The sequence below is a fragment of the Streptomyces sp. NPDC104367 genome, from assembly GCF_055583825.1.
In genome coordinates this window covers 44,177-67,833 of record NZ_JBVJND010000038.1, presented here as the reverse complement: position 1 = coordinate 67,833, position 23,657 = coordinate 44,177, and the positions used below count along the sequence as shown (strand labels likewise).

At 72.2% G+C, this 23,657-nt stretch carries 18 protein-coding genes, 2 tRNA genes and 1 pseudogene; 8 read left to right on the top strand and 13 right to left on the bottom strand.

Features of this window, described 5'->3' with window-relative positions:
* Positions 1-280 precede the first annotated feature (280 nt).
* Positions 281-1,669, bottom strand: coding sequence for a trigger factor (gene tig, locus ACZ619_RS38885; protein ID WP_469609592.1), 1,389 nt, complete (start codon positions 1,667-1,669; stop codon positions 281-283).
* Between the two features lie 187 nt (positions 1,670-1,856).
* Positions 1,857-1,933, bottom strand: a tRNA-Pro gene (locus tag ACZ619_RS38880).
* Between the two features lie 165 nt (positions 1,934-2,098).
* Between ACZ619_RS38880 and ACZ619_RS38875 the strand changes: the two genes are divergently transcribed.
* Positions 2,099-2,169 (top strand) — tRNA-Gly (locus ACZ619_RS38875).
* Between the two features lie 166 nt (positions 2,170-2,335).
* On the opposite strand, the gene ACZ619_RS38870 is transcribed toward ACZ619_RS38875, so the two are convergent.
* Positions 2,336-2,530 (bottom strand): hypothetical protein, encoded by a 195-nt coding sequence (locus ACZ619_RS38870; protein WP_469609589.1) that lies wholly within the window; start codon positions 2,528-2,530, stop codon positions 2,336-2,338.
* A 463-nt stretch (positions 2,531-2,993) separates the two neighbouring features.
* Here ACZ619_RS38870 and ACZ619_RS38865 point away from each other — a divergent pair, with 463 nt between their 5' ends.
* Entirely contained in the window at positions 2,994-4,112 is a 1,119-nt protein-coding gene (locus ACZ619_RS38865; RefSeq protein WP_469609586.1) for an acyltransferase family protein, read from the top strand.
* A 110-nt stretch (positions 4,113-4,222) separates the two neighbouring features.
* Here ACZ619_RS38865 and ACZ619_RS38860 read toward each other — a convergent pair whose 3' ends face one another.
* Complete coding sequence (locus ACZ619_RS38860; protein WP_469609583.1) at positions 4,223-4,675, bottom strand: HD domain-containing protein; 453 nt, start codon at positions 4,673-4,675, stop codon at positions 4,223-4,225.
* A gap of 27 nt (positions 4,676-4,702) precedes the next feature.
* Positions 4,703-5,866: a SpoIIE family protein phosphatase gene (locus ACZ619_RS38855; protein WP_469609581.1), complete on the bottom strand. Its 1,164-nt coding sequence runs from the start codon at positions 5,864-5,866 to the stop codon at positions 4,703-4,705.
* Positions 5,867-6,041: 175 nt separating this feature from the next.
* Here ACZ619_RS38855 and ACZ619_RS38850 point away from each other — a divergent pair, with 175 nt between their 5' ends.
* Positions 6,042-7,292: a GNAT family N-acetyltransferase gene (locus tag ACZ619_RS38850; protein ID WP_469609578.1), complete on the top strand. Its 1,251-nt coding sequence runs from the start codon at positions 6,042-6,044 to the stop codon at positions 7,290-7,292.
* A gap of 47 nt (positions 7,293-7,339) precedes the next feature.
* Here the strand turns inward: ACZ619_RS38850 and ACZ619_RS38845 are convergent, their stop codons facing one another.
* The 3 genes from ACZ619_RS38845 to ACZ619_RS38835 all read right to left on the bottom strand — a co-directional run bounded on the left by ACZ619_RS38845 (position 7,340) and on the right by ACZ619_RS38835 (position 10,469).
* Positions 7,340-8,149, bottom strand: coding sequence for an Fpg/Nei family DNA glycosylase (locus ACZ619_RS38845; protein WP_469609575.1), 810 nt, complete (start codon positions 8,147-8,149; stop codon positions 7,340-7,342).
* A 111-nt stretch (positions 8,150-8,260) separates the two neighbouring features.
* Positions 8,261-8,746: a ribose-5-phosphate isomerase gene (locus ACZ619_RS38840; protein WP_469609572.1), complete on the bottom strand. Its 486-nt coding sequence runs from the start codon at positions 8,744-8,746 to the stop codon at positions 8,261-8,263.
* Positions 8,747-8,933: 187 nt separating this feature from the next.
* Positions 8,934-10,469 carry a serine/threonine-protein kinase gene (locus ACZ619_RS38835; RefSeq protein ID WP_469609569.1) on the bottom strand — a complete coding sequence of 512 codons (1,536 nt, stop codon included), beginning with the start codon at positions 10,467-10,469 and terminating at the stop codon, positions 8,934-8,936.
* Between the two features lie 371 nt (positions 10,470-10,840).
* Here ACZ619_RS38835 and ACZ619_RS38830 point away from each other — a divergent pair, with 371 nt between their 5' ends.
* Complete coding sequence (locus ACZ619_RS38830) at positions 10,841-11,485, top strand: hypothetical protein (protein ID WP_469609633.1); 645 nt, start codon at positions 10,841-10,843, stop codon at positions 11,483-11,485.
* A gap of 106 nt (positions 11,486-11,591) precedes the next feature.
* Here ACZ619_RS38830 and ACZ619_RS38825 read toward each other — a convergent pair whose 3' ends face one another.
* The gene (locus ACZ619_RS38825) at positions 11,592-12,170 is read right to left on the bottom strand and encodes a biotin transporter BioY (protein WP_469609566.1); all 579 of its coding nucleotides are present in this window, start codon (positions 12,168-12,170) and stop codon (positions 11,592-11,594) included.
* A gap of 708 nt (positions 12,171-12,878) precedes the next feature.
* On the opposite strand from ACZ619_RS38825, the pseudogene ACZ619_RS38820 reads away from it, so the two are divergent.
* A pseudogene (locus ACZ619_RS38820) lies at positions 12,879-14,268 on the top strand (amino acid permease).
* 358 nt (positions 14,269-14,626) lie between these two features.
* On the top strand, positions 14,627-14,848 hold the full coding sequence (locus ACZ619_RS38815) for a hypothetical protein (RefSeq protein ID WP_469609563.1): 222 nt from the start codon (positions 14,627-14,629) through the stop codon (positions 14,846-14,848).
* 18 nt (positions 14,849-14,866) lie between these two features.
* On the opposite strand, the gene ACZ619_RS38810 is transcribed toward ACZ619_RS38815, so the two are convergent.
* Complete coding sequence (locus ACZ619_RS38810) at positions 14,867-15,529, bottom strand: mycothiol-dependent nitroreductase Rv2466c family protein (RefSeq protein ID WP_469609560.1); 663 nt, start codon at positions 15,527-15,529, stop codon at positions 14,867-14,869.
* 137 nt (positions 15,530-15,666) lie between these two features.
* On the opposite strand from ACZ619_RS38810, the gene pepN reads away from it, so the two are divergent.
* Entirely contained in the window at positions 15,667-18,252 is a 2,586-nt protein-coding gene (gene pepN / locus ACZ619_RS38805; protein ID WP_469609557.1) for an aminopeptidase N, read from the top strand.
* 228 nt (positions 18,253-18,480) lie between these two features.
* Positions 18,481-19,518 (top strand): hypothetical protein, encoded by a 1,038-nt coding sequence (locus ACZ619_RS38800; protein ID WP_469609554.1) that lies wholly within the window; start codon positions 18,481-18,483, stop codon positions 19,516-19,518.
* 69 nt (positions 19,519-19,587) lie between these two features.
* On the opposite strand, the gene ACZ619_RS38795 is transcribed toward ACZ619_RS38800, so the two are convergent.
* The 3 genes from ACZ619_RS38795 to ACZ619_RS38785 all read right to left on the bottom strand — a co-directional run bounded on the left by ACZ619_RS38795 (position 19,588) and on the right by ACZ619_RS38785 (position 23,598).
* Complete coding sequence (locus tag ACZ619_RS38795) at positions 19,588-20,790, bottom strand: glycosyltransferase (RefSeq protein WP_469609630.1); 1,203 nt, start codon at positions 20,788-20,790, stop codon at positions 19,588-19,590.
* A 317-nt stretch (positions 20,791-21,107) separates the two neighbouring features.
* Positions 21,108-22,889: a TIGR03767 family metallophosphoesterase gene (locus ACZ619_RS38790; protein ID WP_469609552.1), complete on the bottom strand. Its 1,782-nt coding sequence runs from the start codon at positions 22,887-22,889 to the stop codon at positions 21,108-21,110.
* Between the two features lie 244 nt (positions 22,890-23,133).
* A complete protein-coding gene (locus ACZ619_RS38785; RefSeq protein ID WP_469609549.1) occupies positions 23,134-23,598 on the bottom strand; it encodes an NUDIX hydrolase in 465 nt (154 codons plus the stop codon).
* Positions 23,599-23,657 lie beyond the last annotated feature (59 nt).

Genomic DNA, 23,657 nt, shown 5'->3' with positions numbered 1-23,657 from the left:
GACGGCGCCGGGCCGTCTCACGTTTCCGTAGCCGGGGGCTTGGCTGCCCTCGTACTCATGGACCCTAACGCGATGGTCCCTTCGGGGAATCCCGGTAACAGGGCTGTTCGCCGGGGGCGTAGCGCCGTTCGGGGTGCGGTACGGGGGCGCGTGCGGATGCGTGGGGGCCGGTCGCGCAGTTCCCCGCGCCCCTGGGTGGGTCTGCGGGGTGCCTATGACGAAGGGGCCCCCGGGACAGTGCCCAGGAGCCCCTTGTGCGCCGTTACGGGCGCCGTGGGGCTCAGCCCTCGGCCTTCTCCTCGTCGGCGGTGTCCGTGGCCTCGGCGGCGGCCTCAGGGGCCTCCGTCTCGTCCTCGTCCTCGTCGTCGAGGTCGACGATCTCGCCGTTGGTGTCCTTGACCGTGGCGGCCTCGACCACGACGGCCAGGGCCTTGCCGCGGGCGACCTCGCCGACGAGCAGCGGAACCTGGCCGCCCTCGACGACGGCCTGGGCGAACTGGTCGGGGGACATGCCGGAGGAGGCCGCGCGCCGCATGAGGTGCTCGGTGAGCTCCTCCTGGTTGACGTTCAGCTTCTCCTTCTTGACCAGCTCGTCGAGGACGAACTGGGTCTTGATGCCCTTGACCGCGGCCTCGCGGGTCTCGGCCTCGAACTCCTCGGCGGTCTTGCCCTGGATCTCGAGGTACTTCTCCAGGTCCAGGCCCATCTGGCCGAGCTGGTGGTGCTCCAGGTTGTGCTTGCGGGTGTTGATCTCGTCCTCGAGGAGCTTCTCGGGGACGGGCACCTCGACGAGCTCCAGGAGCTTCTCGAGGACGCGCTCCTGGGCCTGGGTGGCCTGGTCGTACGTCTTCATGTTGGCGAGCCGCTTGCGGCTGTCGGCCCTGAGCTCCTCCAGGGTGTCGAACTCGGAGGCGAGCTGCGCGAACTCGTCGTCCAGCTCGGGGAGTTCGCGCGCGGCGACCTGGGTCACCTTGACGCTGACCTCGGCCTCCTGGCCGGCCGCGGAGCCGCCCTTGAGCTCGGAGGCGAAGGTGGCCTCGCCACCGGCCTCCAGGCCCTTGACGGCGTCGTCGATGCCGTCGAGCAGCTCGCCGGAGCCGATGGTGTAGGAGACACCGCTGGCGATGCCGTCCTCCAGCACCTCGCCGCCGACCTTGGCCTCCAGGTCGATGGTGACGACGTCGCCGTCCTCGGCGGCCCGCTCGACCGGGGCGGTCGACGCGAAGCGCTCACGCAGCTGCTCCACGGACTTCTCGACGTCCTCGTCGGTCACCTCGACGGCGTCGACCTCGACCTCGATGCCGGAGTAGTCCGGGATCTCCAGGGCGGGGCGGACGTCGACCTCGGCGGTGAAGTTCAGCGTCTCGCCGTCCTTCAGCTCGGTGATGTCGACGTCGGGCTGGCCGAGCGGGCTGAGCTCGGCCTCGTTGACCGCCTCGGTGTAGAACTTCGGGAGCGCGTCGTTGACGGCCTCCTCCAGCACCGCACCGCGACCGAACCGCTGGTCGATGACCCGGGCCGGGATCTTGCCCTTACGGAAGCCCTTCACCGTGACCTGCTGGTTGATCTTCTGGTACGCCGCGTCGAGGCTGTCCTTGAGCTCCTCGAAGGGCACCTCGACAGTGAGCCGAACCCGGGTCGGGTTCAGGGTCTCCACGGCGCTCTTCACGGTTCGGTCTCCTTGTGGCTGACTTCTTGGGTTCTGCCGGTGCCAGAGGGGCCCGGCGGAGTTTCGCCGCCCGGAGGAGTTCGTAGGCCGCCGTGCGGTGGCCGGGACACGCGGGCACGCAGCTTGCATAGTAACCGCAGCGGCTCAGCGACCCAAAAGGCGCTCAAGGCGGACGTCGTCGTTTCGGTGGTCGGGGTGGCGGGATTTGAACCCACGGCCTTCCGCTCCCAAAGCGGACGCGCTACCAAGCTGCGCCACACCCCGTATCGGTGCGACACGTAGGGTACATGCCCGGGCCGCCTGCGTCGTTCGCTTTGTTCACCCGCGTCGGCGCCGGTCCCGGCGCGGACGGAACACGTTGGCCCGGGCGGCCGGCGACCCGCTACGATGCCTCCTGTGCCGCGGTCACCGACCTGCGGTGCGTGTGGTGCGGGCGTAGCTCAATGGTAGAGCTTCAGTCTTCCAAACTGACTACGCGGGTTCGATTCCCGTCGCCCGCTCTGTATGACGAAGGCCCAGGTGAGAGGCTCCGACCTCCCGCCCGGGCCTTTCGTCGTCCCGGGGGTCGGCCGGGCAGGCCGGGGCGAGGGTGCCGTACGGCCCCGTGTTCCGCCGTCCGCACCCCGCGGCGCGCGCTTCCGCGTGGACGGAAGCGCCCGGGCGCCGTCAGAAGCTGATCGAGTTGATCGTCTGCGCTATCGAGTCGAGGAACCTCTGGATCGACGGGGCCATCCCGGTGGAGGCGAGGAAGAAGCCGAAGAGGACCGCGACGATCGCGGGTCCGGCCTTGATGCTCCCCCCTCTGATGAACACCACCAGGATGATCGCCAAAATCAGCACCACGGACAGTGAAATGACCACTACTGATCACACCCTCGGTCGGTTCAGTTCTCCCGGCCCAGGGGTGCGACCCCGCACCCCCCGCCAGAACCATCGTGCCACCAACCCGCCCGCACTATGCGGGCCGTGACACAACGTCGACAGAGCACCCCGCGCCCGACCGTCGCCGCACAGCAATTCGAGAGACCACCCGCCCCCGGATCGGGGGCAATTGGCGGAGTTCGTTTCGGTGTCCACACAACATGGGCGCAGCCAATTCGAATTGTTGACACAGGCGCGGCAGGGCCGGTCCGCAGCCTGGCGTTATGCACCAATTCGTCAGGATGAATAGGGACATCAAGGGTGTAAGTGACGCATGGAAGCGCATCGGCACACACGTCGACTCCGCTAAATCGAGGCCCTGTTCACCGACGGTCGAGACGCATATCAGGGAATCACCTCGGCGGTTTTACGAAATCCCACAGGCAACGCTAGGGTGCCTCAGATGTCTGACGCCGACACCTCCCCCGGCCAGAACCGCACCCCACGCCCCCCGGCACGGCCGCCGGTGGGCAGACAGCGCGACGCGTTCTTCGACAACGCCAAGTACCTGGCGATCGTGCTCGTCGCGATGGGTCACTCGTGGGAGCCGCTCAAGGGCGACAGCCGCGTCCTGGAGGCGGTGTACTCCGTCGTGTACAGCTTCCACATGCCGGCGTTCATCATCATCTCCGGCTACTTCTCCCGGAACTTCGACATGCGCCCGGACCGGCTGAAGCGCCTGGTCACCGGGGTCGTCGTCCCCTACGTCCTGTTCGAGACGGCCTACTCGCTCTTCGAGCGCTGGGTCGGCGGGGACCCGCACCAGGAGATCAGCCTGCTCGACCCCTGGTTCCTGACCTGGTTCCTGTGCGCGCTGTTCCTCTGGCGGCTGACCACTCCGCTGTGGAAGGTCGTCCGCCACCCGCTTCCGCTCGCCTTCGCGGTCGCCATGCTGGCGTCCGTGTCCCCGAGCATCGGGGACGACCTCGACCTCCAGCGGGTCCTGCAGTTCCTGCCGTACTTCGTGCTCGGCCTGTGCCTGCGGCCCGAGCACTTCCGGATGGTGCGCCGCCGGCGGGTGCGGATCGCCGCGCTGCCGGTGTTCGCGGCCGCGCTGGCGTTCGCCTGGTGGTCGGTGCCGCGCATGAACACCGCGTGGTTCTACCACCGCGACTCCGCGCAGGAGCTGGGCGCGCCCTGGTGGTGCGGGCCGGTGATGGTCCTCGCCATGTTCGGCTGCTCGCTGGTGCTGACGGCCGGCTTCCTGTCCTGGGTTCCCGGCCGCACCCTGTGGTGCACGCCCCTGGGCGCGGGCACCCTCTACGGCTACCTGCTGCACGGCTTCGTCGTGAAGTACGCCGACTACCGGGGCTGGTTCGACCCGGGGTGGCTGCACAGCCCGCTCGGCACGCTCCTCGTCACGGCCGTCGCGGGCACCGTGGTGACGCTGCTGTGCACCCGGCCCGTCCAGCGGGTGTTCCGGTTCGCCATGGAGCCGAGGATGGAGTGGGCGTTCCGGCAGGACCCGGCGGAGCTGGCGCGGGAGCGGGGACAGCGCAGCCGGGAGATGGCGAACGTCTGATCCCGGGCACCCACCCGTGATCCGGGCCGACCGCACATGGTCCGGGCCGCCTACGCGTGATCCGAGCCGCCCACGCGTGGTCCGAGCCGCCTACGCGTGATCCGGGCCGCCTACGCGGAGAGGCCGAGAAGGGCGCACATCCGTGCGTACTTCTCGGTCAGCCGCGTTCGGGTGGGGCCGTCGAGCACGGCGAGCCGGCCGGGGTCGGCGTTGTGCGCCAGGTCGGCCTCCTTGACCAGGAGCGCGCCCGGGGTGGCGAGGATGCGCCGGGCGTAGGACTCCGGGGCCTCGCCGGGCCGCTTGGTCAGGGCGAGGACGATGGCCCTGGTGCGGGTGGTGAGCGCGGCCGAGGCGAGCCACTCCTCGGTGAGGGCGTGGTCCTCCACGGAGTCGTGCAGCCAGGCGGCGGCGATCTGGTCCGCATCGCCGCCGCGGGCGCGGACCCCGTCGGCCACGGCGGCCAGGTGCTCGGCGTAGGGGCGGCCGGCCTTGTCGGTCTGGCCCGCGTGGGCGCGGCGCGCGAGTTCCGCCACGTCGCCGAGGGAGAGCTGGGTCGGGGGCACGGTGCGAGTATGCCGTGGCCGCCGGTGTCAGCGCGCCGCCTCCCGGCAGATCAGCAGCAGCGCCCGGTCGTCGTTCACGTCCTTCGCGACCGCCTCGATCAGGTGCCAGGCGGCGCCGTGGAAGCCGCCGGCGACATAACGGTCGGCCTCGCCGGTCAGCCGGTCGATGCCCTCCACGATGTCCCGCTCCGCGGTCTCCACCAGCCCGTCCGTGAAGAGCATCAGGACGTCCCCGGGGCGCAGGGAGCCCTTGACCGGGTCGAACTGGGCGCCGTCGTACACGCCGAGGAGGGGGCCCTCCGCCGCCTTCTCCTCCCAGCGGCCGCTGCCCGCGCTGAGCTGGAGGCCCGGCGGGTGGCCGGCGGAGTACAGCTCGTAGTCGCCGGAGTCGAGGTCCAGGACCAGGTGGATGGAGGTGGCGAAGCCCTCGTCCCAGTCCTGGCGCAGCAGGTAGCCGTTGGCGGCGGTGAGGAAGGCGTGCGGCGGGAGCGAGCCGAGGAGGCCGCCGAAGGCGCCGGACAGGAGCAGCGCGCGGGACGCGGCGTCCATGCCCTTGCCGGAGACGTCGGTGAGGACGACCTCCATGGTGCGGCCGTTGTTGGTGCGGGCCGCGACCACGAAGTCGCCGGAGAAGGACTGGCCGCCGGCCGGCCGCAGGGCCATCTCGCGGTGCCAGCCGAGCGGCAGCTTCGGCAGCTTGCTCTGCACCCGGATGCGTTCGCGCAGGTCGAAGAGCATGGTGCCGCCGCGCCGCCAGGGCACGCCGACCCGGCTGCGGAACTGCGCGGTGAGCAGTCCGAAGGAGCCGCAGGCCGCGACGACCAGGACGACACCCGGGGTGACCCGGGAGGGGCCCTCGGTGTAGGGGCCCAGCCGCACCGACTCCACGATCAGCGCGGTGGCCGCCGCCGCGTACAGGCCGAGCAGGCTCGCCGGGCGCAGCAGCAGGCCGCCCGCGACGATCGGCAGGACCAGCGCGGCCGGCGAGAACCACACGGAGTTGGCGAGGGTCATGGCCGCGAGGACCGGGATGGTCAGGAGCAGGCCGACCAGGGCGATCCAGTCGGAGCCGTCGCCGCGGAAGTAGTCCACGGCGCTTCTGCGCACGCCGACGCGGGCCCGGTGCCACTGCATCTTCCACCGGGCCGTAAGCGTCTCGGCCTTCCCGCGCCGCTCTCCGTCTACAGCCATTAGTTCGGGACCCTATCCATCGGACCAGCTGCTTGGCACGGGAGGTCCCACTTGTCCCCCGTCCGAGGCTCAACTTGGAGTGCAACTTCACAGTGAAACCCACCGGAGGCCGTCGCGTCGTCGTCCGGGAGAAATTCGTTGGCCCGTCCCGCATCGCCCCTGGTAGGCATGGCTCATGGCGACTGAGGGTGCGAGGACGACCGAGCTGCGGGTGCTGCGGGCCGAGGAGTTCGACGGGTGGTGGGACCATCTGGTGCGGTCCTTCGGGGACGGTCCGGCCTCCGCACAGGAGCGTGAACTGGACCGCTCCCTCACCGAGTTCGACCGCTCGCTGGGCGCCTGGGACGGCGACACCCTGGTGGGGACGGCGGGGGCGTTCCGGTTCCGGATGACCGTGCCGGGCGGAGCCGTGCTGCCCACCGCCGGGGTCAGCATGGTGAGCGTCTCCGCGACCCACCGCCGGCGCGGGGTGCTGACGGCGATGATGCGCCGGCAGCTGGACGACGTGCGCGAGTGGGGCGAGCCGCTGGCCGCGCTGACCGCCTCCGAGCCGGCGATCTACGGCCGCTTCGGGTACGGCTCCGCGATCCATCAGCTGTACGCCGAGATCGACGCGACCCGGGTGACGCTGGCGGTGCCGGCCGGCACCGACGACGTACGGCTGCGCTACGCCCGGCCGGCCGACGTGCTCGACGAGTGCGAGGCGGTGTACGCGGAGCTGGTGCGGCGGCGGCCCGGGATGCTGGTCCGGCAGCCCGGCTGGGAGCAGGTGGCGCTGCTCGACCCGGCGAGCGAGCGGGACGGGGCGTCGGCGCTGCAGTGCGTGGTCGCCGAGCGGGACGGGCGGGTCACCGGCTACACCCGGTTCCGTACGAAGCTGGGCTGGTCGCCGAGCGGGCACGACGGCACGGTGTCGGTGCAGGAGCTGATCGCCCTCGACCCCGCGAGCGACGCGGCGCTGTGGCGGTTCCTGCTGGGAATCGACCTGATGTCGACGGTGCGGACGGTACGGGGGCGGCCGGTCGACGACGCGTGGCAGTACCTGGTCTCCGACCTCCGGCGCTGCCGGACGCGGCTGCGGGACATGGGGTTCGTCCGTCTGGTCGACGTCGGTACGGCGCTCGCGGCGCGCACCTACCAGGCGCCGGTGGACGTGGTGCTGGAGGTGGAGGACGCCTTCTGCCCCTGGAACGCGGGCCGTTGGCGGCTGAGCGGCGACGCCAAGGGCGCGTCCTGCGAGCGTACGGCCGACTCCCCCGATCTCGCGCTGTCCGTGCGGGAGTTGGGGGCGGCGTACTTCGGCGGTGTCTCGCTGCGGTCGCTGGCCCGGTCCGGCCGGGTCACCGAGCTGCGGCCGGGGGCGCTCACGGAGGCGTCGGTGGCCTTCGGCTCACCGGTCCTGCCGTGGCTGCCGCACGGCTTCTGACGGACCCGGCGCCAGACGGGACTGGGCCCGCCTGCCTGCCGGTTGGGCTAGGCCCGCTGGCAGGTGGGGCACCAGAAGAGGTTGCGGGCGGCCAGGTCGGCGGTGCGCACGGCGGTGCCGCAGACGTGGCAGGGCAGGGTGGCCCGGCGGTACACGTACACCTCGCCGCCGTGGTCGTCCACGCGCGGCGGGCGGCCCATCGCCTCCGGGGTGTGCTCGGGGCGGACGGTGTCGATCCGGTTGTTCCTGACGCCCTCGCGCATCAGCCCGACGAGGTCGGCCCAGACGGCGTCCCACTCGGCGGGCCCGAGGTCCCGGCCCGCGCGGTACGGGTCGATGCCGTGCCGGAACAGCACCTCGGCGCGGTAGACGTTGCCGACCCCGGCGATGACCTTCTGGTCCATCAGCAGCGCGGCGACCGTCGTACGGCTGCGGGAGATCCGGCGGTAGGCCGCGGCCGGGTCGGCGTCGGGGCGGAGCGGGTCCGGGCCGAGCCGGGCGTGTATCGCGTCCTTCTCGTCGTCGGTGATCAGGGCGCAGGTGGTGGGGCCGCGCAGGTCGACGTACGAGGCGGGGTTGGCGAGCCGGAGCCGGACGGTGTCGGTCGCCGGGGGCGCGGGGGCGTCGCCGAAGCCGACCTTGCCGAAGAGGCCGAGGTGGATGTGCACCCAGTCGCCGTCGCGGAAGCCGAGGAAGAGGTGCTTGCCGTGGGCCTCGGTGCGGGTGAGGCGGGCACCGTCGAGCAGGCTCGCGGCGTCGGAGAACTTGCCCTGCGGGCTGCTGACCCTGACGGGCGCGCCGCGGAAGCGGTCGCCGTAGTCCAGCGCCAGCCGGTGGATCGTGTGCCCCTCTGGCACTGCGGCTTTTCCTTTCCCGAGGGGCGGTCGGTCACGGCCGCGCCCCCGTGCGAGCCCCGGCCCGCCCGTCCCGGCCGTTCGGCGGGCCGGGACGGGCGGGCCGGGCGGAGGTCACGGCTGGGGGTGGTGCGGGGGGACCGGCGGAAGGTCGCCCGTCGTCTCGTACGCCGCGAGCATGTCGATGCGGCGGATGTGCCGCTCGTCCTCGGAGAACGGCGTGGCGAGGAACGTCTCGACGAACTTCGTCGCCTCGTCCTCCGTGTGCATCCGGGCGCCCACCGCGACGACGTTCGCGTTGTTGTGCTGGCGGCCCAGCGACGCGGTCTCCTCGCTCCAGGCGAGCGCGGCCCGCACACCCTTCACCTTGTTCGCGGCGATCTGCTCACCGTTGCCGGAGCCGCCGATCACGATGCCGAGGGACTCCGGGTCCGCCGCCGTCCGCTCGGCCGCACGGAGGCAGAACGGCGGGTAGTCGTCCTGGGCGTCGTAGATGTGGGGGCCGCAGTCGACGGGGTCGTGGCCCGCCGCCTTCAGCCACTCGACGAGGTGGTTCTTGAGTTCGAAGCCCGCATGGTCGGAGCCGAGATACACGCGCATGGGACGAGTGTGACACGGGCGCCGACGCCCGGCAGGGCCGGGGCCACCTCCCGGAAAGCCTGAGTGATTGCGCAGAACCTCAGGAAGAACTCAAGCAGTGATCCGCAATCAAAGGCTCTCGAACCACTCCACCTCCGTTTCACTGGATCAACTCCTGCGCCGCGCGCACGGGAGCCGTTCCCGGCGCTCACAGCAGGGTGAAGCTCTCCTTCACCCGCTCGTACGTCCGTACGGCCTGGGCTTCGGCCGCAGGCTGGTACCAGGTGTTGATCTGGTACGACTTGCCGTCGGCGTCGAAGCCCAGCAGCCGTGCGTGCCACCGCGTGCCCTTGAGGGTGAAGGTGTACTCCCAGACCACCGCCGGGTAGCCCCGGAAGGCGGTCCGGGCCAGCCGGATCTTGGCGTAGTCCCGGCCCTGGTGGGCGCTGCGCTCGGAGGCGCTCCAGCTGTCCATCAGGTCGCCGCGGGCGAGGGAGGACTTGGCGACGAGTTCCTGGCCGCCGTCGGGGGAGGTGTAGTGGACCTCGGCGCCGGTCTTCACGTCCCTGCGCCAGCCGGCGGGCGGCGCCCAGGCGAAGCCGCCGGCCTCCTCGTGGGTGCCGGGCGGGAGGGTGCGGGGGCGGGCCGTGCCCGCCACGGTGGCCGAGGGGGACGTCGAGGCGGAGGGTGCGGGGGAGGTGGAGGAGGCGTGGGCCGCCGTCCCGTCACCGCCGTCCGCGGTGGTGGTGAGGAGGACCGCGAGGGCGGTGGCGAGGGCCGCGGCTCCCAGTACGGCGAGGAGCGTGGTGCGCCGGGTGGGCTTGTGGCGGTGGGCGGGCCTGTGGCGGTGGGCGGGTGCGGGTTCCTGGGGGCTGGTCGTGCCGTTCCCCGCGCCCCTCTCGGGGCGCAGCGACTCGCGCAGTTCCGCCAGGTCCAGGTATGCCGGAGTGGGGCGGTCCGCCGGGCGCAGGGTCCGTTCCACCTCCGCCAGGGTCGGCCTGGCCGCCGGGTCCTTCTCCAGGAGAGCCGCCAAGAGGTCGCGCAACGGGCCTGTGACGGGCGGGAGTTCGGGCTCCTCGTACAACACCGCGTGCAACGTGGCCAGGGTCGTGCCGCGGGCGAAGGGGGAACGGCCGCCCAGCGCCGCGCAGAGCGTCGCGCCGAGCGACCAGATGTCGGACGGCGGGCCCTGGGGACGGCCGGAGATGCGCTCGGGGGCCATGTAGTCGGGAGAGCCGACCAGCATGCCGGCCATCGTCAGGGCCTTCGCGTCCTGGATGGCCGCGATGCCGAAGTCGGTGAGGACGACCCGGCCGCCGGCGTCCTCGACCAGGACGTTGCCGGGTTTGATGTCGCGGTGCAGCACTCCCCCGGCGTGCACCTGGCGCAGCGCGGCGACCAGTCCGAGGCCGATCCGGGCCGCCTCGTGCGGGGTCAGCGCGCCGTCCTCGGCCGTGATCCGCTCCAGGGAGCGGCCGACGACCAACTCCATGACGATCCACAGGCGTTCGCCCTCGTCGACGACGTCGTAGACGCGGACGACGTTGGGGTGGTCGATCCGGGCGGTGGCCCGGGCCTCGCGCAGGGTGCGTTCGCGGCGGGTGCGGCTGTCCTCGGCGTCGAGTCCGTCTATGCGCATCTCCTTGACGGCGACCCGCCGGTCGAGCGTCTCGTCGGCGGCCCGCCACACCCGCCCCATTCCCCCCTGCCCGATGCTCTCGGCCAGCCGGTAGCGGCCGGTCACCAGCAGCCCGGGGACACCACCGGGCCCCGCACCCCCCGAATTCCCCGGCCCCTCCGAATTCACCGAGCTCTCTGAATTACCCGAACTCCCCGAACTCCCCGAACTCCCTGGACTCTCTGAAATCCCTGGGATCCCTGAATTCTCCGGCAATTCGCTGCACCCCCTCAACGACCGCCCTGACGACACACAATGGTCACACTTATGGCCTTACCAGCATAGTGCGGAGAAATCTTGTGGTACCTCTTCAAGTGGCCGCGAATTCATGCGCGGTCCAGGGGGTTGCAAGGGGGACGAACATGAGTTCTCGTCGTATGGCCCGACGGTCGGCCGTCGTCACGGGGTCGCTGGTCACGGCGGCTTTCTCGGCCGTGATGATCCTGCCGTCCACGGCCGCCGCCGACGACCAGGGACCAGGAAGCAGCAAGGGGGGAAAGGCCGTCGACCAGGCGCCGACGGGCGTGCGGCTGACGACCACGCTGCCCGCCAGGATCTCGGTCGACAACGGTTCGCAGAAAACGGCCGTCACCGTCACCGTCAGGAACGGGGGAACCAAGGACAGCGACGCCGTCAGGCTTCTGGTGGTCGGATTCGACGGCCTGAAGGTCAACGGCGTCCAGGGCTGCGACGCCATCGCGAAGAAGGATCTGCCCGCCGGTTCGAACAGCGGCTTCAGCTGCCCCGTCGGCGCGCTCGGCGCCGGCGCGTCGAAGTCGTACGCGGTCGACGCCACGTTCGACCTGGGGAAGACCGGGAAGATCTGCCTGCCCGTGCAGAGCGCCGACGGGAAGAAGACGTTCTGGCAGCAGGGCCCGGTGCCGTTCGGTACGACGAACCCGTCGCCGAACGCGCCGGCCACCCCGCTGCTGCTGGGCACCGACAACAAGCCGGTGGGGCCCGGCGGGGACCAGCTGCCGAAGACCGGCGCGGGAGGTGACGTGCTGCCGCTCGGCGCGGCCGGCGCGGCGCTGATCGCGGCCGGGGCGGCGGGTGCGTGGTGGTCGCGGCGGACCGGCTGACGAACGGCCGCCGCGACGGCGGCGGGGCCCGGGGCGCCTTCCGGCACCCCGGGCCCCGCCGCGCGTGACCGGCCGCGTGACCGGCCGTGTGACCGGCCGCGTGATGTCAGCGCTTGCCGGCGAGCTTCCAGGCCGCGGGCATCGCACCCATCGCCAGGGCCGCCTTCAGTACGTCACCGACGAGGAACGGGGTGAGGCCGGCGGCCACGGCCGCGGAGGCGGACAGGTGGGCGGCCTGGGCGAGGTAGGGCACGCCGACCGCGTAGATGATCGCCTCGCCGAGCACCATCGTGCCCGCCATGCGCAGCACGCCCCGGTCGGCACCGCGCCGGGCGAGGGCGCCGACGGCGGCGGAGGCGAGGATCATCCCGAGGATGTAGCCGAAGGAGACGGAGAGGCCGGAGGTGCCGCCCGCGAACCACGGCAGGCCCATGAGACCGGCCAGCGCGTAGACGGCGAGGGAGGCGACACCGCGGCGGGCGCCGAGGCTGGTGCCGACCAGCAGGGCGGCGAAGGTCTGGCCGGTCACCGGGACCGGGGAGCCCGGGACCGGGACGGCGATCTGGGCGGCGAGGCCGGTGAGCGCGGCACCGCCCAGCACGAGGGCGACATCGCGCACCCGGGACGCGGGCAGGAGGTCGGCGAGGACGGTGCCGGTACGGGTGGACGCGGTGGCGGTGCTCATGGGGACTCCGCGGGGGTGAGGGCGGGCGGACACGTGGGACACCGTGACGCTATCCCGGCCCGTCTGAACCGAACACGTCAGCGATCGACAAAGGCCGGAAGGAGCGCTTGGTTGGCTCCCCACAAAGAGTGTGGGTTACACGCGGTACGAGGTGACGCCGATCACTGAGGCAGAGATGTTTCAGTCACGCCAACGGCGTTGAACATGCCTGTGGAGTTCCACCAATCGCACCCGGGCGGTCCGGTGGGGGTCGAGGTCTCCGGCCCACGCTCTCGGGCATGGCCGCCCGGTCCCTGAACCTCAGGTCACGTCGCCATGTCGACCTGCGACGGCAGAAAACCGCCACCTGTCGCACTCTTAGCCGCTGACGTCCCGGCGCGCCCGGGGCGCGCTTTTCTCCGCGTGGGTTCTCGGTTCCCGGCCCTCGCGAACAAGGCGGGGATTCCGCCGGTCCAGGACCGGTTCCAGGGTTTCGCCGCGAAGACCGTGGCGATCGGCCGGGCGCCCCTGGCCGGTGGCGTCCCGGTCGGCACCGAGGGCAGGGAGAGCCGCTCGATCGAGGGCGGCGCCTCGCTCTGCACGCCCGTAGCGGCCTGGTCACTCCGCGCGCCGGACGCGTCCGGATGGTGGGCGGCTTCTCCTCGCGGCGGAGAGGCCGCCCACACTGTGGGCGTTTTTGCCGTCTCACGCATTGGACGATCCGCGCCCATGCCGCACCGCAGCACCCCGGTCGGGACACCGCCGACGCACGACGACGGCGGTGTCTCGCTCTCCCCCGGCCTCAAGCAGCGCCATCTGTCGATGATCGCGCTGGGGGGTGTGATCGGCGCGGGCCTGTTCGTGGGCTCCGGTGCGGGCATCGCCGCGGCCGGGCCGTCGATCGTCGTCGCCTACGCCCTGTCCGGCCTCCTGGTGACGCTGGTGATGCGGATGCTGGGCGAGATGTCGGCCGCGTACCCGTCGTCGGGCTCCTTCTCGGCGCACGCCGAGCGGGCGATCGGGCCGTGGGCGGGGTTCACGGCGGGCTGGTCGTACTGGGTGCTGCTGTGCACGGCGGTGGGCCTGGAGGGCATCGGCGCCGAAGATCGTCACGGGCTGGCTGCCGGGGACGCCGGAGTGGGCGTGGGTCGCCCTGTTCATGGTCGTCTTCTGTAGGACGAACCTGGCCTCGGTGCGCAACTTCGGCGAGTTCGAGTTCTGGTTCGCGGCCCTGAAGGTCGGCGCGATCGGCCTCTTCCTCGTCCTGGGCGTGCTGGCGGTCGCGGGGGTGCTCCCCGGCACGGACTCGCCCGGCGCCTCGAACCTGGCCGACTTCCTCCCGCACGGCGGCGAGGGCCTGGTCATCGGCCTGCTGGCGTCGGTCTTCGCGTACGGCGGCCTGGAGACGGTCACCATCGCGGCGGCCGAGTCCGAGGACCCGGTGCGGGGTGTGGCGGGCGCGGTCCGCACCGCGATGCGGCGCATCGCGCTCTTCTACGTCGGCTCGATGGCGGTCATCGTCACCCTGGTGCCGTGGGACTCGGCGGAGGTCGTGACGAAGGGCCCGTACGTCGCCGCCCTCGACCGCCTGGGCATCCCCGGCGCCGGCGGCCTGATGAACGTCGTCGTGCTGGTGGCCCTCCTGTCCGCGATGAACGCCAACGTCTACGGCGCCTCGCGCATCGTCCACTCCCTGGTGGAGCGCGGCCAGGGCCCGAGGGCGCTGGCGCGCGTCTTCGGCGGTGTGCCCCGCCTCGCGGTCCTCGCGTCCTGCGCCTTCGGCTTCGTCTGCGTCCTGCTCAGCTACTGGCGCCCGGACGACGTCTTCTCCTGGCTCCTCAACATGATCGGCGCGGTGATCCTCGTCGTCTGGATCCTCATCGCCGTCTCCCAGCTGCTGCTCCGCCGCCGCCTCGAACGCGAGGCCCCGAAGAAGCTGGTCGTCCGGATGTGGGCGTTCCCCCACCTCACCTGGCTGGCCCTGGCCGGCATCGCCACGGTCTTCCTCCTGATGGCCCGCGACCCCGGCACCCGCACCCAGCTCTTCTCCACGGGCGGCATGACGGCCGCCCTGGCGGCGGCGGGCTACACCTGGCAGCGCCGGCGCACCGGCGGCTGACGCGCGCGCTCCTGCGACGAGGCCCTCGCGTGACGACACGCGGGGGCCTCGCCTCCTGCCCGCACCCGGCTTCCTGTTGCTAACGTGTAATTGCAAGTTCATCGCAGCAAGAGAGGGCGCGCCGCCCGCTCGTCCCGCCTCGTGACCGTCTTCTCACCGTTCACCGGGGCGGGCGGAAAAGGGGAGAGCCCCCGCGAGGACGTGACGCGCGGGGGCTCTTCGGCGGCCGGCCCGGACAGCGGGCGCCCGCGGCCGGAATCCGCCCCGGTGCGGCGGATTCCGGGCTCACGGACAGGAGAGCGGCGCACCTAAGATCCCGGTTCCGACCCTTTTCGCCGGACCGGTCCGGGAGGCCGACGTGTCCGACAGGCTGCACTGCCGCACCTGCCCCGGAGAGAAGCTGCACCCGTTCCGCAGGGTGACCGCGCAGGAGGAGAAGCACATCGCGTCGGTCTACGAGAAGAAGGGCGCCCGCGGTTTCTGGCGGTGCGAGGGCCGGACGGCACAGGGACAGTGCCTGTGGGTCCAGCCCTACTTCGACCGGTCGGAGGGCTTCTCGCTCCCCGCCTCCTTCAGCTGACCGGCACCGGGGCGGCCGTCACAGGTTGCTGAAGTCGGGGCCCTTGGTGCGGGTGCGCTTGAGCTCGTAGAAGCCGGGGACCGAGGCGACCGCGACCGTGCCGTCCCACAGGCGGGCCGCCTCCTCGCCCTTGGGGGCGGGGGTGACGACCGGGCCGAAGAAGGCGATCTGCTCACCGTCCGGGCCGGGGACCGCGATGACCGGGGTACCGACGTCCTGGCCGACCTTGTCGATGCCCTCCTTGTGGGAGGCGCGCAGCTGCGCGTCGAACTCGAAGTCCTCCTGGTCGGCGTAGTCGATCAGGTCGGCGGGCAGACCGACGTCCGCGAGGGCGCCGGCGACGGCCTCCAGGGTCGGGCCCTCGCCGTTGTTGTGTATACGGGTGCCGAGCGCGGTGTACAGGGGGCCGAGGACGTCCGCGCCGTGCTTCTGCCAGGCCGCGGTGACCACGCGGACGGGCTTCCACGCCTTGGTCTCCAGCAGCTCGCGGTACTCCTCGGGCAGTTCGTCCAGCCTGGACTCGTTGAGCACCGCCAGGCTCATGATGTGCCAGCGGACCTCGATGTCCCGGACCTTCTCCACTTCCAGGACCCACCGGGAGGTCATCCAGGCCCAGGGGCACAGCGGGTCGAACCAGAAATCGACGGGAGTCTTGCCGGCACTGGTCACGGTCTCGGACATCGGTCTCCTCGGAAAAGCGGTCCTTTCCTGCGCCAACACCGGCGCCGGCCGCCTCATTCCCGGGTGCCCGGCGTCAGGGGCGCATGGGAGGATCGGTCCTGTTCCGGCGTACCGACAACGATGAGGGAGTGCCGCCCGTGCCCGGTGAGAATCTGTCCCGCGACGAGGCCCGGGAGCGGGCCGCCCTGCTGTCGGTCGACGGCTACGACGTGTCGCTGGACGTACGGTCCGCGGCAGCCGCCGGCGAGGACGCGGACGGGCCGCGGACCTTCCGTTCGGTGACCACGATCCGCTTCCGCTGCAACGAGCCGGGCGCCTCCAGCTTCGCGGACCTGGTCGCGCCGAGCGTGACCGCCGTGACGCTCAACGGCAGGGACCTCGACCCGGGCGAGGTCTTCGACGGCACCCGGATCGCCCTGGAGGACCTGGCCGCCGACAACGAGCTGGTGGTGGACGCGCAGTGCGCCTACTCCCGCACCGGTGAGGGCCTGCACCGCTTCGTCGACCCCGAGGACGGCGAGGTCTACCTCTACACGCAGTACGAGCCGGCCGACTCCCGCCGCGTCTTCGCGGGCTTCGAGCAGCCGGACCTCAAGGCGCCGTTCCGCTTCGAGGTGCGGGCGCCCGAGGAGTGGACGGTGTGGAGCAACGGCGCCGGTGAACTCGCCGACGGCGTCTGGCGGTTCGCGGAGACGAAGCCCATCTCGACGTACATCACGTGTGTGGTGGCCGGTCCGTACCACTACGTGACGGACTCCTACACGCGCGCCCTGCCGGACGGCTCGACGCTGCGGATCCCGCTGGGCGCGCTGTGCCGCAAGGGCCTGGCCCCGCACTTCGACGCCGAGGACGTCTTCCTGATCACCAAGCAGGGCCTGGACTTCTTCCACGACCACTTCGACTACCCGTACCCGTTCGGGAAGTACGACCAGGCGTTCGTGCCCGAGTACAACCTCGGCGCGATGGAGAACCCGGGTCTGGTGACCTTCCGCGAGGAGTACATCTTCCGCGGCCGGGTGACGCAGGCGTCGTACGAGGCGCGGGCCAACGTCATCCTGCACGAGATGGCGCACATGTGGTTCGGCGACCTGGTCACCATGGTGTGGTGGGACGACCTGTGGCTGAAGGAGTCCTTCGCGGACTTCATGGGCACGTTCGCGAACGTCGGCGCGACCCGCTTCGACGGCGCCTGGATCACCTTCGCCAACCGCCGCAAGGCATGGGCCTACCGCGCCGACCAGCTGCCCTCCACGCACCCGGTCACGGCCGACATCCGCGATCTCCAGGACGCCAAGCTGAACTTCGACGGCATCACGTACGCGAAGGGCGCGAGCGTCCTGAAGCAGCTCGTGGCGTACGTCGGCCAGGACGCCTTCCTGGAGGGCGCCCGCCGCTACTTCAAGCGCAACGCCTACGGCAACACGCGCCTCGGCGACCTGCTGTCGGTCCTGGAGGAGACCAGCGGCCGGGACATGAGCTCCTGGGCCCGCAAGTGGCTCCAGACGGCGGGCGTGAACTCGCTGACCCCGCAGGTGCTCCTCGACGGGGAGGGCCGGGTGGCCGAGCTGGCCGTGCTCCAGGAGGCCGCAGAGTCGCACCCGGAGCTGCGCCCGCACCGGGTCGCGGTCGGCCTCTACCGCCGCACGGCCGGGGGCGCCCTGGAGCGGTACGCGCGCGCGGAGGCGGACGTCGACGGCCCTCGCACGGTGGTCGCCGGGCTGGCCGGGGCCGACGCGCCGGAACTGGTCCTGGTCAACGACGACGACCTGACGTACTGCAAGATCCGCTTCGACGAGACGTCCCTGAAGACGCTGCGGGAGAGCCTCGGCTCGCTCACCGACCCGCTGGCCCGGGCGCTGTGCTGGTCGGCGCTGTGGAACCTGACCCGGGACGCGCTGCTGCCGGCCCGGGACTTCGTCGACCTGGTGCTGCGGTTCGCGGCCCGGGAGTCGGACATCGGCGTGCTCCAGATGCTCCAGGCGTGGGCGGGCTCGGCGCTGGTGCACTACGTGGCGCCGGAGCGGCGGGAGGCGGCCGAGCGGCTGCTCGCCGACGGCGCCCTGGCGGAGCTGCGGCGCGCGGAGCCGGGCAGCGAGCACCAGCTGGCCTGGGCGCGGTTCTTCGCGTCGGCGGCGACCGGCGCGGCCGATCTCGCGCTGCTCCAGGAGCTGCTGGCCGGCACGGCGGTGATCGACGGTCTGGACGTCGACCAGGAGCTGCGCTGGGCGTTCCTGGAGCCGCTCGCGGCGCACGGCGCGGCCGACGAGTCGGTGCTGGCGGCCGAACTGGCCCGTGACGACACGGCGTCCGGCAAGCGCCACCAGGTGCGCTGCCTGGCCGCGCGCCCCTCGGCCGCCGTCAAGGCGCAGGCGTGGGCGCAGGTGGTGGAGTCGCAGGCGCTGTCCAACGCGCTGGTGGAGGCGACCATCGCGGGCTTCGTCCAGCCGTCGCAGCGGGAGCTGACGGCGCCGTACGCGCAGAAGTACTTCGAGGCGATCGCCCGGGTGTGGGAGGACCGCTCGATCCAGATCGGCATGGACGTGGTCCGCGGGCTGTACCCCTCGCTCCAGGACCGCCCCGGGACGCTGGAGGCGACGGACGCGTGGCTGGCCGCGCACGCCGACGCGCCCCCGGCGCTGCGCCGGCTGGTGCTGGAGGAGCGGGACGACCTGGCGCGGACGCTGCGCGGACAGGCGTGCGACGCGGGGACCGCCACCGGCTGACCGCGGGCCGCCGCCGGCCGACCTTTGGCCATGGATCCGGTGCGCGGTGACCGTTACGCAATTCATTCGATCACCCCCGTAACCCCTGGTCCGCACCCGATCGGACCAGGGGTTTCCGGTGCCTACTCGGCATCCGAACACCTGCCCTTTAGCCCCGTCTTGTCCGTATTCGTCGACGAACGTGTAACACCGGTTAAAGACCCCACCGGCCCCGGGAATCCCGAGGCCATGACCCACAACACCCCGCTCTCCCCCCGCCCCCTGCGCCACCTCGGTGACGTCCGCCGCAGGGTGCTGACGACGGCCCAGCTCCGCTCCCACGGCGTCCCGGCCGCCGAGGTCACCGAGCGGTGCCGCCCCGGCGGTCCCTGGCGGCAGCTGCTCCCGGGCGTGGTCCTGCTCCACTCCGGCCCGCCGACCGGCGAGGAACGCCTGCACGCGGCCCTGCTGTTCACCGCCCGCGAGCCGGCCCCCGGTGTCCCGGCCCAGCCCGGCGCCGGGAGCCCGCACCGCCAGGTCTACGCGGAGGCGATGATCACCGGCCTTGCGGCGCTGGCCCTGCACGGCTTCTCGGCCGCCCCGGCGCCGCTCGCCCTGGACCACGTCGACGTGCTGGTCCCGCGGCTGCGCCGGCTGCGCTCCACCTCCTACGTGCGCGTGATCCGCACCTCGGCCCTGCCGACGCCGGAGCCGGTGACGGGCCTGCCGGTCGCCCCGGTCCAGCGCGCCCTCGCGGACGCGGTCGCGGAACTCGCCGACGCGGAGGCGGTACGGCGGCTGCTCACCGAGGCGGTGCGCGGCGGCCACTGCGAACCGGCGGCGGTGGTACGGGAGCTGAACCGGGCGAAGCTGCTGACGCGCCCGCACGTGGTGGACGCCGTGGACTCGCTGCTCGCCGAGGGCCGCTCCATCGCGGAGGACCGCCTGTACCGGATGGTCGAGGAGTACGGCCTGCCCGACCCGGTCTGGAACGTCGACCTGCGCCTGCCCGGCGGGCCCCACCTGGGCGGCCTCGACGCGTACTGGCCCGAGCAGGCCGTCGCCCTCGAACTCGACACCCGGGCGCCCCGCCAGGACGAGGACGCGACGTGGTCCGAGTACGCCCGCAAGCGCGAGCACCTGGAGCGGCTCGGCATCACGGTCGTCCACCTCACGCCGAAGAAGCTCCGCGAGGCCATGGAGCAGCAGGCGGCGGTGGTCCGTACGGCCCTGATGGCGGCCGCCGACCGCGACCCGGCCGCCCACGTCGTGGTGCTGCCGCGCTAGCCGCGGACCGGCGCACCGGCCGGCCGCGTGCGGAGGGGCCGGCGGCCCCTCCGCACGCGGCCGGTGCCGCTACTGGCCGGGCACGCCCGGGCGCAGTTCGTCGCGCACGTCGCCGGCCACACGGGCGAGCAGGTCGGCGTAGGCGGCGATCATCCGGGTCCGGCTGAACCGCTCGCGGCTCGCCGCCAGCGCCGGCGCGAGGGCCTCCCGCCCGGCCACCGCCGCCGACCAGGCGAGGGCGACGGCGTCGGGGTCGAAGGGCGTCACGAACCCGTGCCCCGCCACGATCGAGGCGCTGTCGCCGACGTCGGTGGTGACCGGTACGGCGCCGCACATCATGCCCTCGATGAGGCAGAGCGGCGCCGCCTCGCCGGAGACGGACGTGAGGGCGACGACGTCGGAGCCGGCGTAGACGGACTCCATGTCGCGCCGGACGCCGAGCAGGTGCACCCGGTCGCCGAGGGCGGCCCGGTCACCGCCGAAGGCGACCTCGGTGTCGGCCCAGAGCGCGGGGTTGTCGTCGGTCATCCCGGCCCCGCACATGACCACGTGCCCGCCGCCCTCACGGGCGAGCCAGGCGCGGGCGGCACGCAGGAAGAGCGGCACGTTCTTCATCCCGGCGTACCGGGCCGCGAAGACGACGACGGGGGCGGCGGCCGGGATCCCGAGGGACTCCCGGAAGGCCGACCGCAGCGCCGCGTCCGGCCGGAACCGGAGCAGGTCGACCCCGTTGGGGATCACGTGCAGCAGCTCGCCGGGGATGCCGGCGGCCTCGTACGCGTCGCGCGTCGACTCGGCGCAGCAGACGCAGGCCACGACCTTCCCGTCGGCGATGGCGGTCTTCAGCTCGTCCAGCGCCGGCCCCTGGTTCTCGGGGTCGGACCGGTGCAGGCAGACCACGATCGGGCGGCGCGGCAGACCGCCCTGGTTGAGCAGCGCCAGCGGCTGCTCCTTCAGGGAGAGGACGACGTCCGCGCCGGCCATGGCCCGCGCCGTATCGGCCAGTTCGGGCCCGCTGAAAACCGACGCCGCGACACTGCCGTCGACCAGGCCCGCGGTCCGGCCGAGGGAGGTGACGTCGACACCTCCGGCCGTCAGCGCGCGGTAGCAGGCGTCGTCCTCCATGCGCTGCGTCGTGGCTTCCCGGTGGACCTCACCGTGCAGACTCAGCACGCGATGCCATTGCTGACCGCCCTCCACCAGGCCCAGCAGCACGTCACTGTGCACGATCCGGGCGCCCCCGGAGAAAAACCCCTCGTAGACCGAGAGCACACGAAGTCCGAGCCGAGCGTCCACACGATCACCAGCCTTGCACCAGATCGAGCCATCCCCGGGAACCGCGGGTTAGCCGATATGAGGCGGTACGGACGTTTCATTCGGATGAACGGGATGTCTCGTACCGGAGTCCGATTCATTTACACGGCGGGCGCCGGACACAGCACCGGCGCGGTCCGTCACCCACCGCCGCCGTCACCTCGCTGACCTGCACTTTCTCCATGGCGATCAAGGCCGGAAAAGTCGCTGCGCCAGCCGGGTCACGGCAAAGAACAAGGCAAGAACGGAACCCGAATGTAGGACGGCGCGGCCGCTCAGCCCTTCTTCAGGACCAGCTCCGTGTTCCGGTCCGCCGCGTCGCCGCCGAGGACCTTGCTCGCGCCGGGGGCGTTGAAGGCGAGTTCCCGGTAGAGGGCGGCGAGACCGGTCTGGGAGAGGTCGGAGAAGTCGGTGCGGTGCGGGGCCGCCGACTCGATCAGGGTCGTGAAGACGGAGATCGTGCCGTCCTTGTTGTCGGCCAGCTCGACGACCCGGGCGAGCTGGGGGTAGTCGACGTGGGAGGCGGTGGTGATCTCCCAGAAGGATCGGCCGTCCGAGGCGGTGTGCGGGGTGATGAGGTTGCGGTGGATGTGGCCGTTCACCCAGGCCAGCACGTTGGCGTGGCGGTTGAGGAGGGCGACCAGCTCGGCGCCCGTGTGGCGGCGCTCGCCCGGGCGGGCGGGGTCGGGGCGGGTGTTGGCCATCGTCTTGCTGGTGTGGTGGCTGAAGACGACCGCGTAGGAGTCCTTGTTCTCCTTCAGGGTCCGCTCCAGCCACCGCAGCTGGGCCGTGCCGACGGAGCCCTCGTAGTGGCCGCCCGCGTCCGTCGTGTCGAGGCTGATGCCGATGACGTCGTCGGAGACGCGGAAGGCGTAGTACTGGGTGCCCGCGTCGAGGTTGGCGGTCGAGTAGCCGTGCCCGACCGGGCCGAGGCCCTGGTGGGCCGGGTCGAGGTGGGCCTTGAGGTAGTCCGGGACGGTGTACGGGGCGCGCTTCTCGTCCGGGGTCACCGAGCGCATCGAGCGCGTGTGGGCCTTGAGGAAGTCGCGGTAGCCGGCGCCCTTCGGGTCCTTGGCCCCGCGGAGGGCGTCCTGGAGCTTCTTGGCCTCGGCGTCGGTCGCGGTCATCAGCTTCCTGCCGCCGACCGCGGCCGCGGCGAGGTAGGGGTCGGCGTGCGAGCCGAAGCAGCCGAGCGGCAGGGCGTCGTGGTTGCCGACGGTGGAGTACCAGGGGAGGTTGAGGCCGGGGCTCCGCACCTCGCGGATCGCGGCGGCCAGATAGCCGGCGAGGTGCGGGAAGCCGAGCGCCTTGTCGCCGTCGCGGACGGCGGAGTCGGCCTGCCAGTACAGCTTGAGCCCGCTGTTCTGCACGCCCTCGTAGTGCGCCGGGTCCCCGCTGTTGGGGGTCATCCGGCCGCCGCTCATCACCTTCATGAACCACTCCAGCTCGGAGTGGGCGTTGTTGTCGGTGTTGTCGCCGGTGGTCATCACGAAGTGCAGCGGCGAGCCGGTGACCGGGGCGCCGCGCAGCGCGTTGACCCGCTCCACCAGCGAGATCGCGCCGGGCACGGTGAGCGCCTCGTGCGGACGCCAGCCGTGCGGGTCGTGGGCGCGCAGGAACTCCAGGCGCAGCGGGTGCTGGACGTCCATCAGGTGCAGATCGGTGAACTGCACGAACGCGGCGAGGGCGGTACGGCGGTTCGCGCGGCCGGACCTGGCGGCGGCGAGGTCGGAGCGCAGCACCCGCGGCCAGCCGGCGCCGTCGCCGAGGCGGCGGAACCCGGAGCCGGTGCGGGGCGCCGCGACCGAGGCGACGGTCGTGCCCTTGGTGTAGGGGGTGAGGGGGGCGGCGGCCGTCGCCCTGCGGCTGTTGGCGATCGGCTCCTCCCGCGCGGTGGCGTCGGGAGCGGCCTGGCTGTCGGTGGGGCGCAGTGCGTAGCCGACGCCCGCGGAGAGCGAGACGGCTCCGGCGGCGGCGAGCACGGTACGACGGTTGATCTCCAGTGCCTCCCGGCCCTTGCGGGCGGCGGAGGTGGCGACAGAGCGTATGCGCGACATGGCGCGGTCTCCCCGGGTGCGAACGCGTCGGCGATGGTCGCGGGCGATCGCTTGCGCGAACTTCCCGCTCGCTCTGGATCGTTGGCACCGGGGGTGACCTGCGCGTGAACGCGGCGGCAACGCGCAGCGCCGATCACCGTACGTGGATCAGGCGGTGAAGGGCCTGGTCACGGAGGTGATTTCGGGTGGCCGGGGTGCGGTCGCCCCGCGTTCATCTGCCGGGGTAGGGGAGGGTCCTCGGCGGCTACGACCGCTCCCCCGCGAGGCGTCCCGCGGCCGGCCGCTCCCGCCACAGCCGCAGCGCCACGTCGATCAGCGGGACGCGCCGCAGGTCCGGTACGGCGTCCAGGTCCTTCCAGGCGGCCAGGTCGGTGGAGCCGCCCACCTCGTTGCGCAGTTCGCCGCCGGTGATCTCGCCGGAGTAGACGATCCGCACGCCGTGGTGGTCGGTGACCCGGGCCAGCGGGGTGCCGCGGGCGAAGCGCTGCCGGAAGGAGTCGATGCCCAGCAGCCCGGTCACCTCGATCCGGTAGCCGGTCTCCTCCAGCAGCTCACGGCGGACCGTGTCGTAGGGGTCCTCGCCGTGCTCCATGCCGCCGCCGGGCAGGACCCACTCGGGGGTGCCGTCGGCTGCCGGGGAACGGGCGAGCAGGATCTGTCCGTCACGGACGCACACGGCGTAGGCCGCCACCCTCAACTTCTCGCGCACATGCGCACGGTAGGGCTCCCCGGGGGCGGCGGCCAACGGGATTTCCGCCCGTCGCAAGC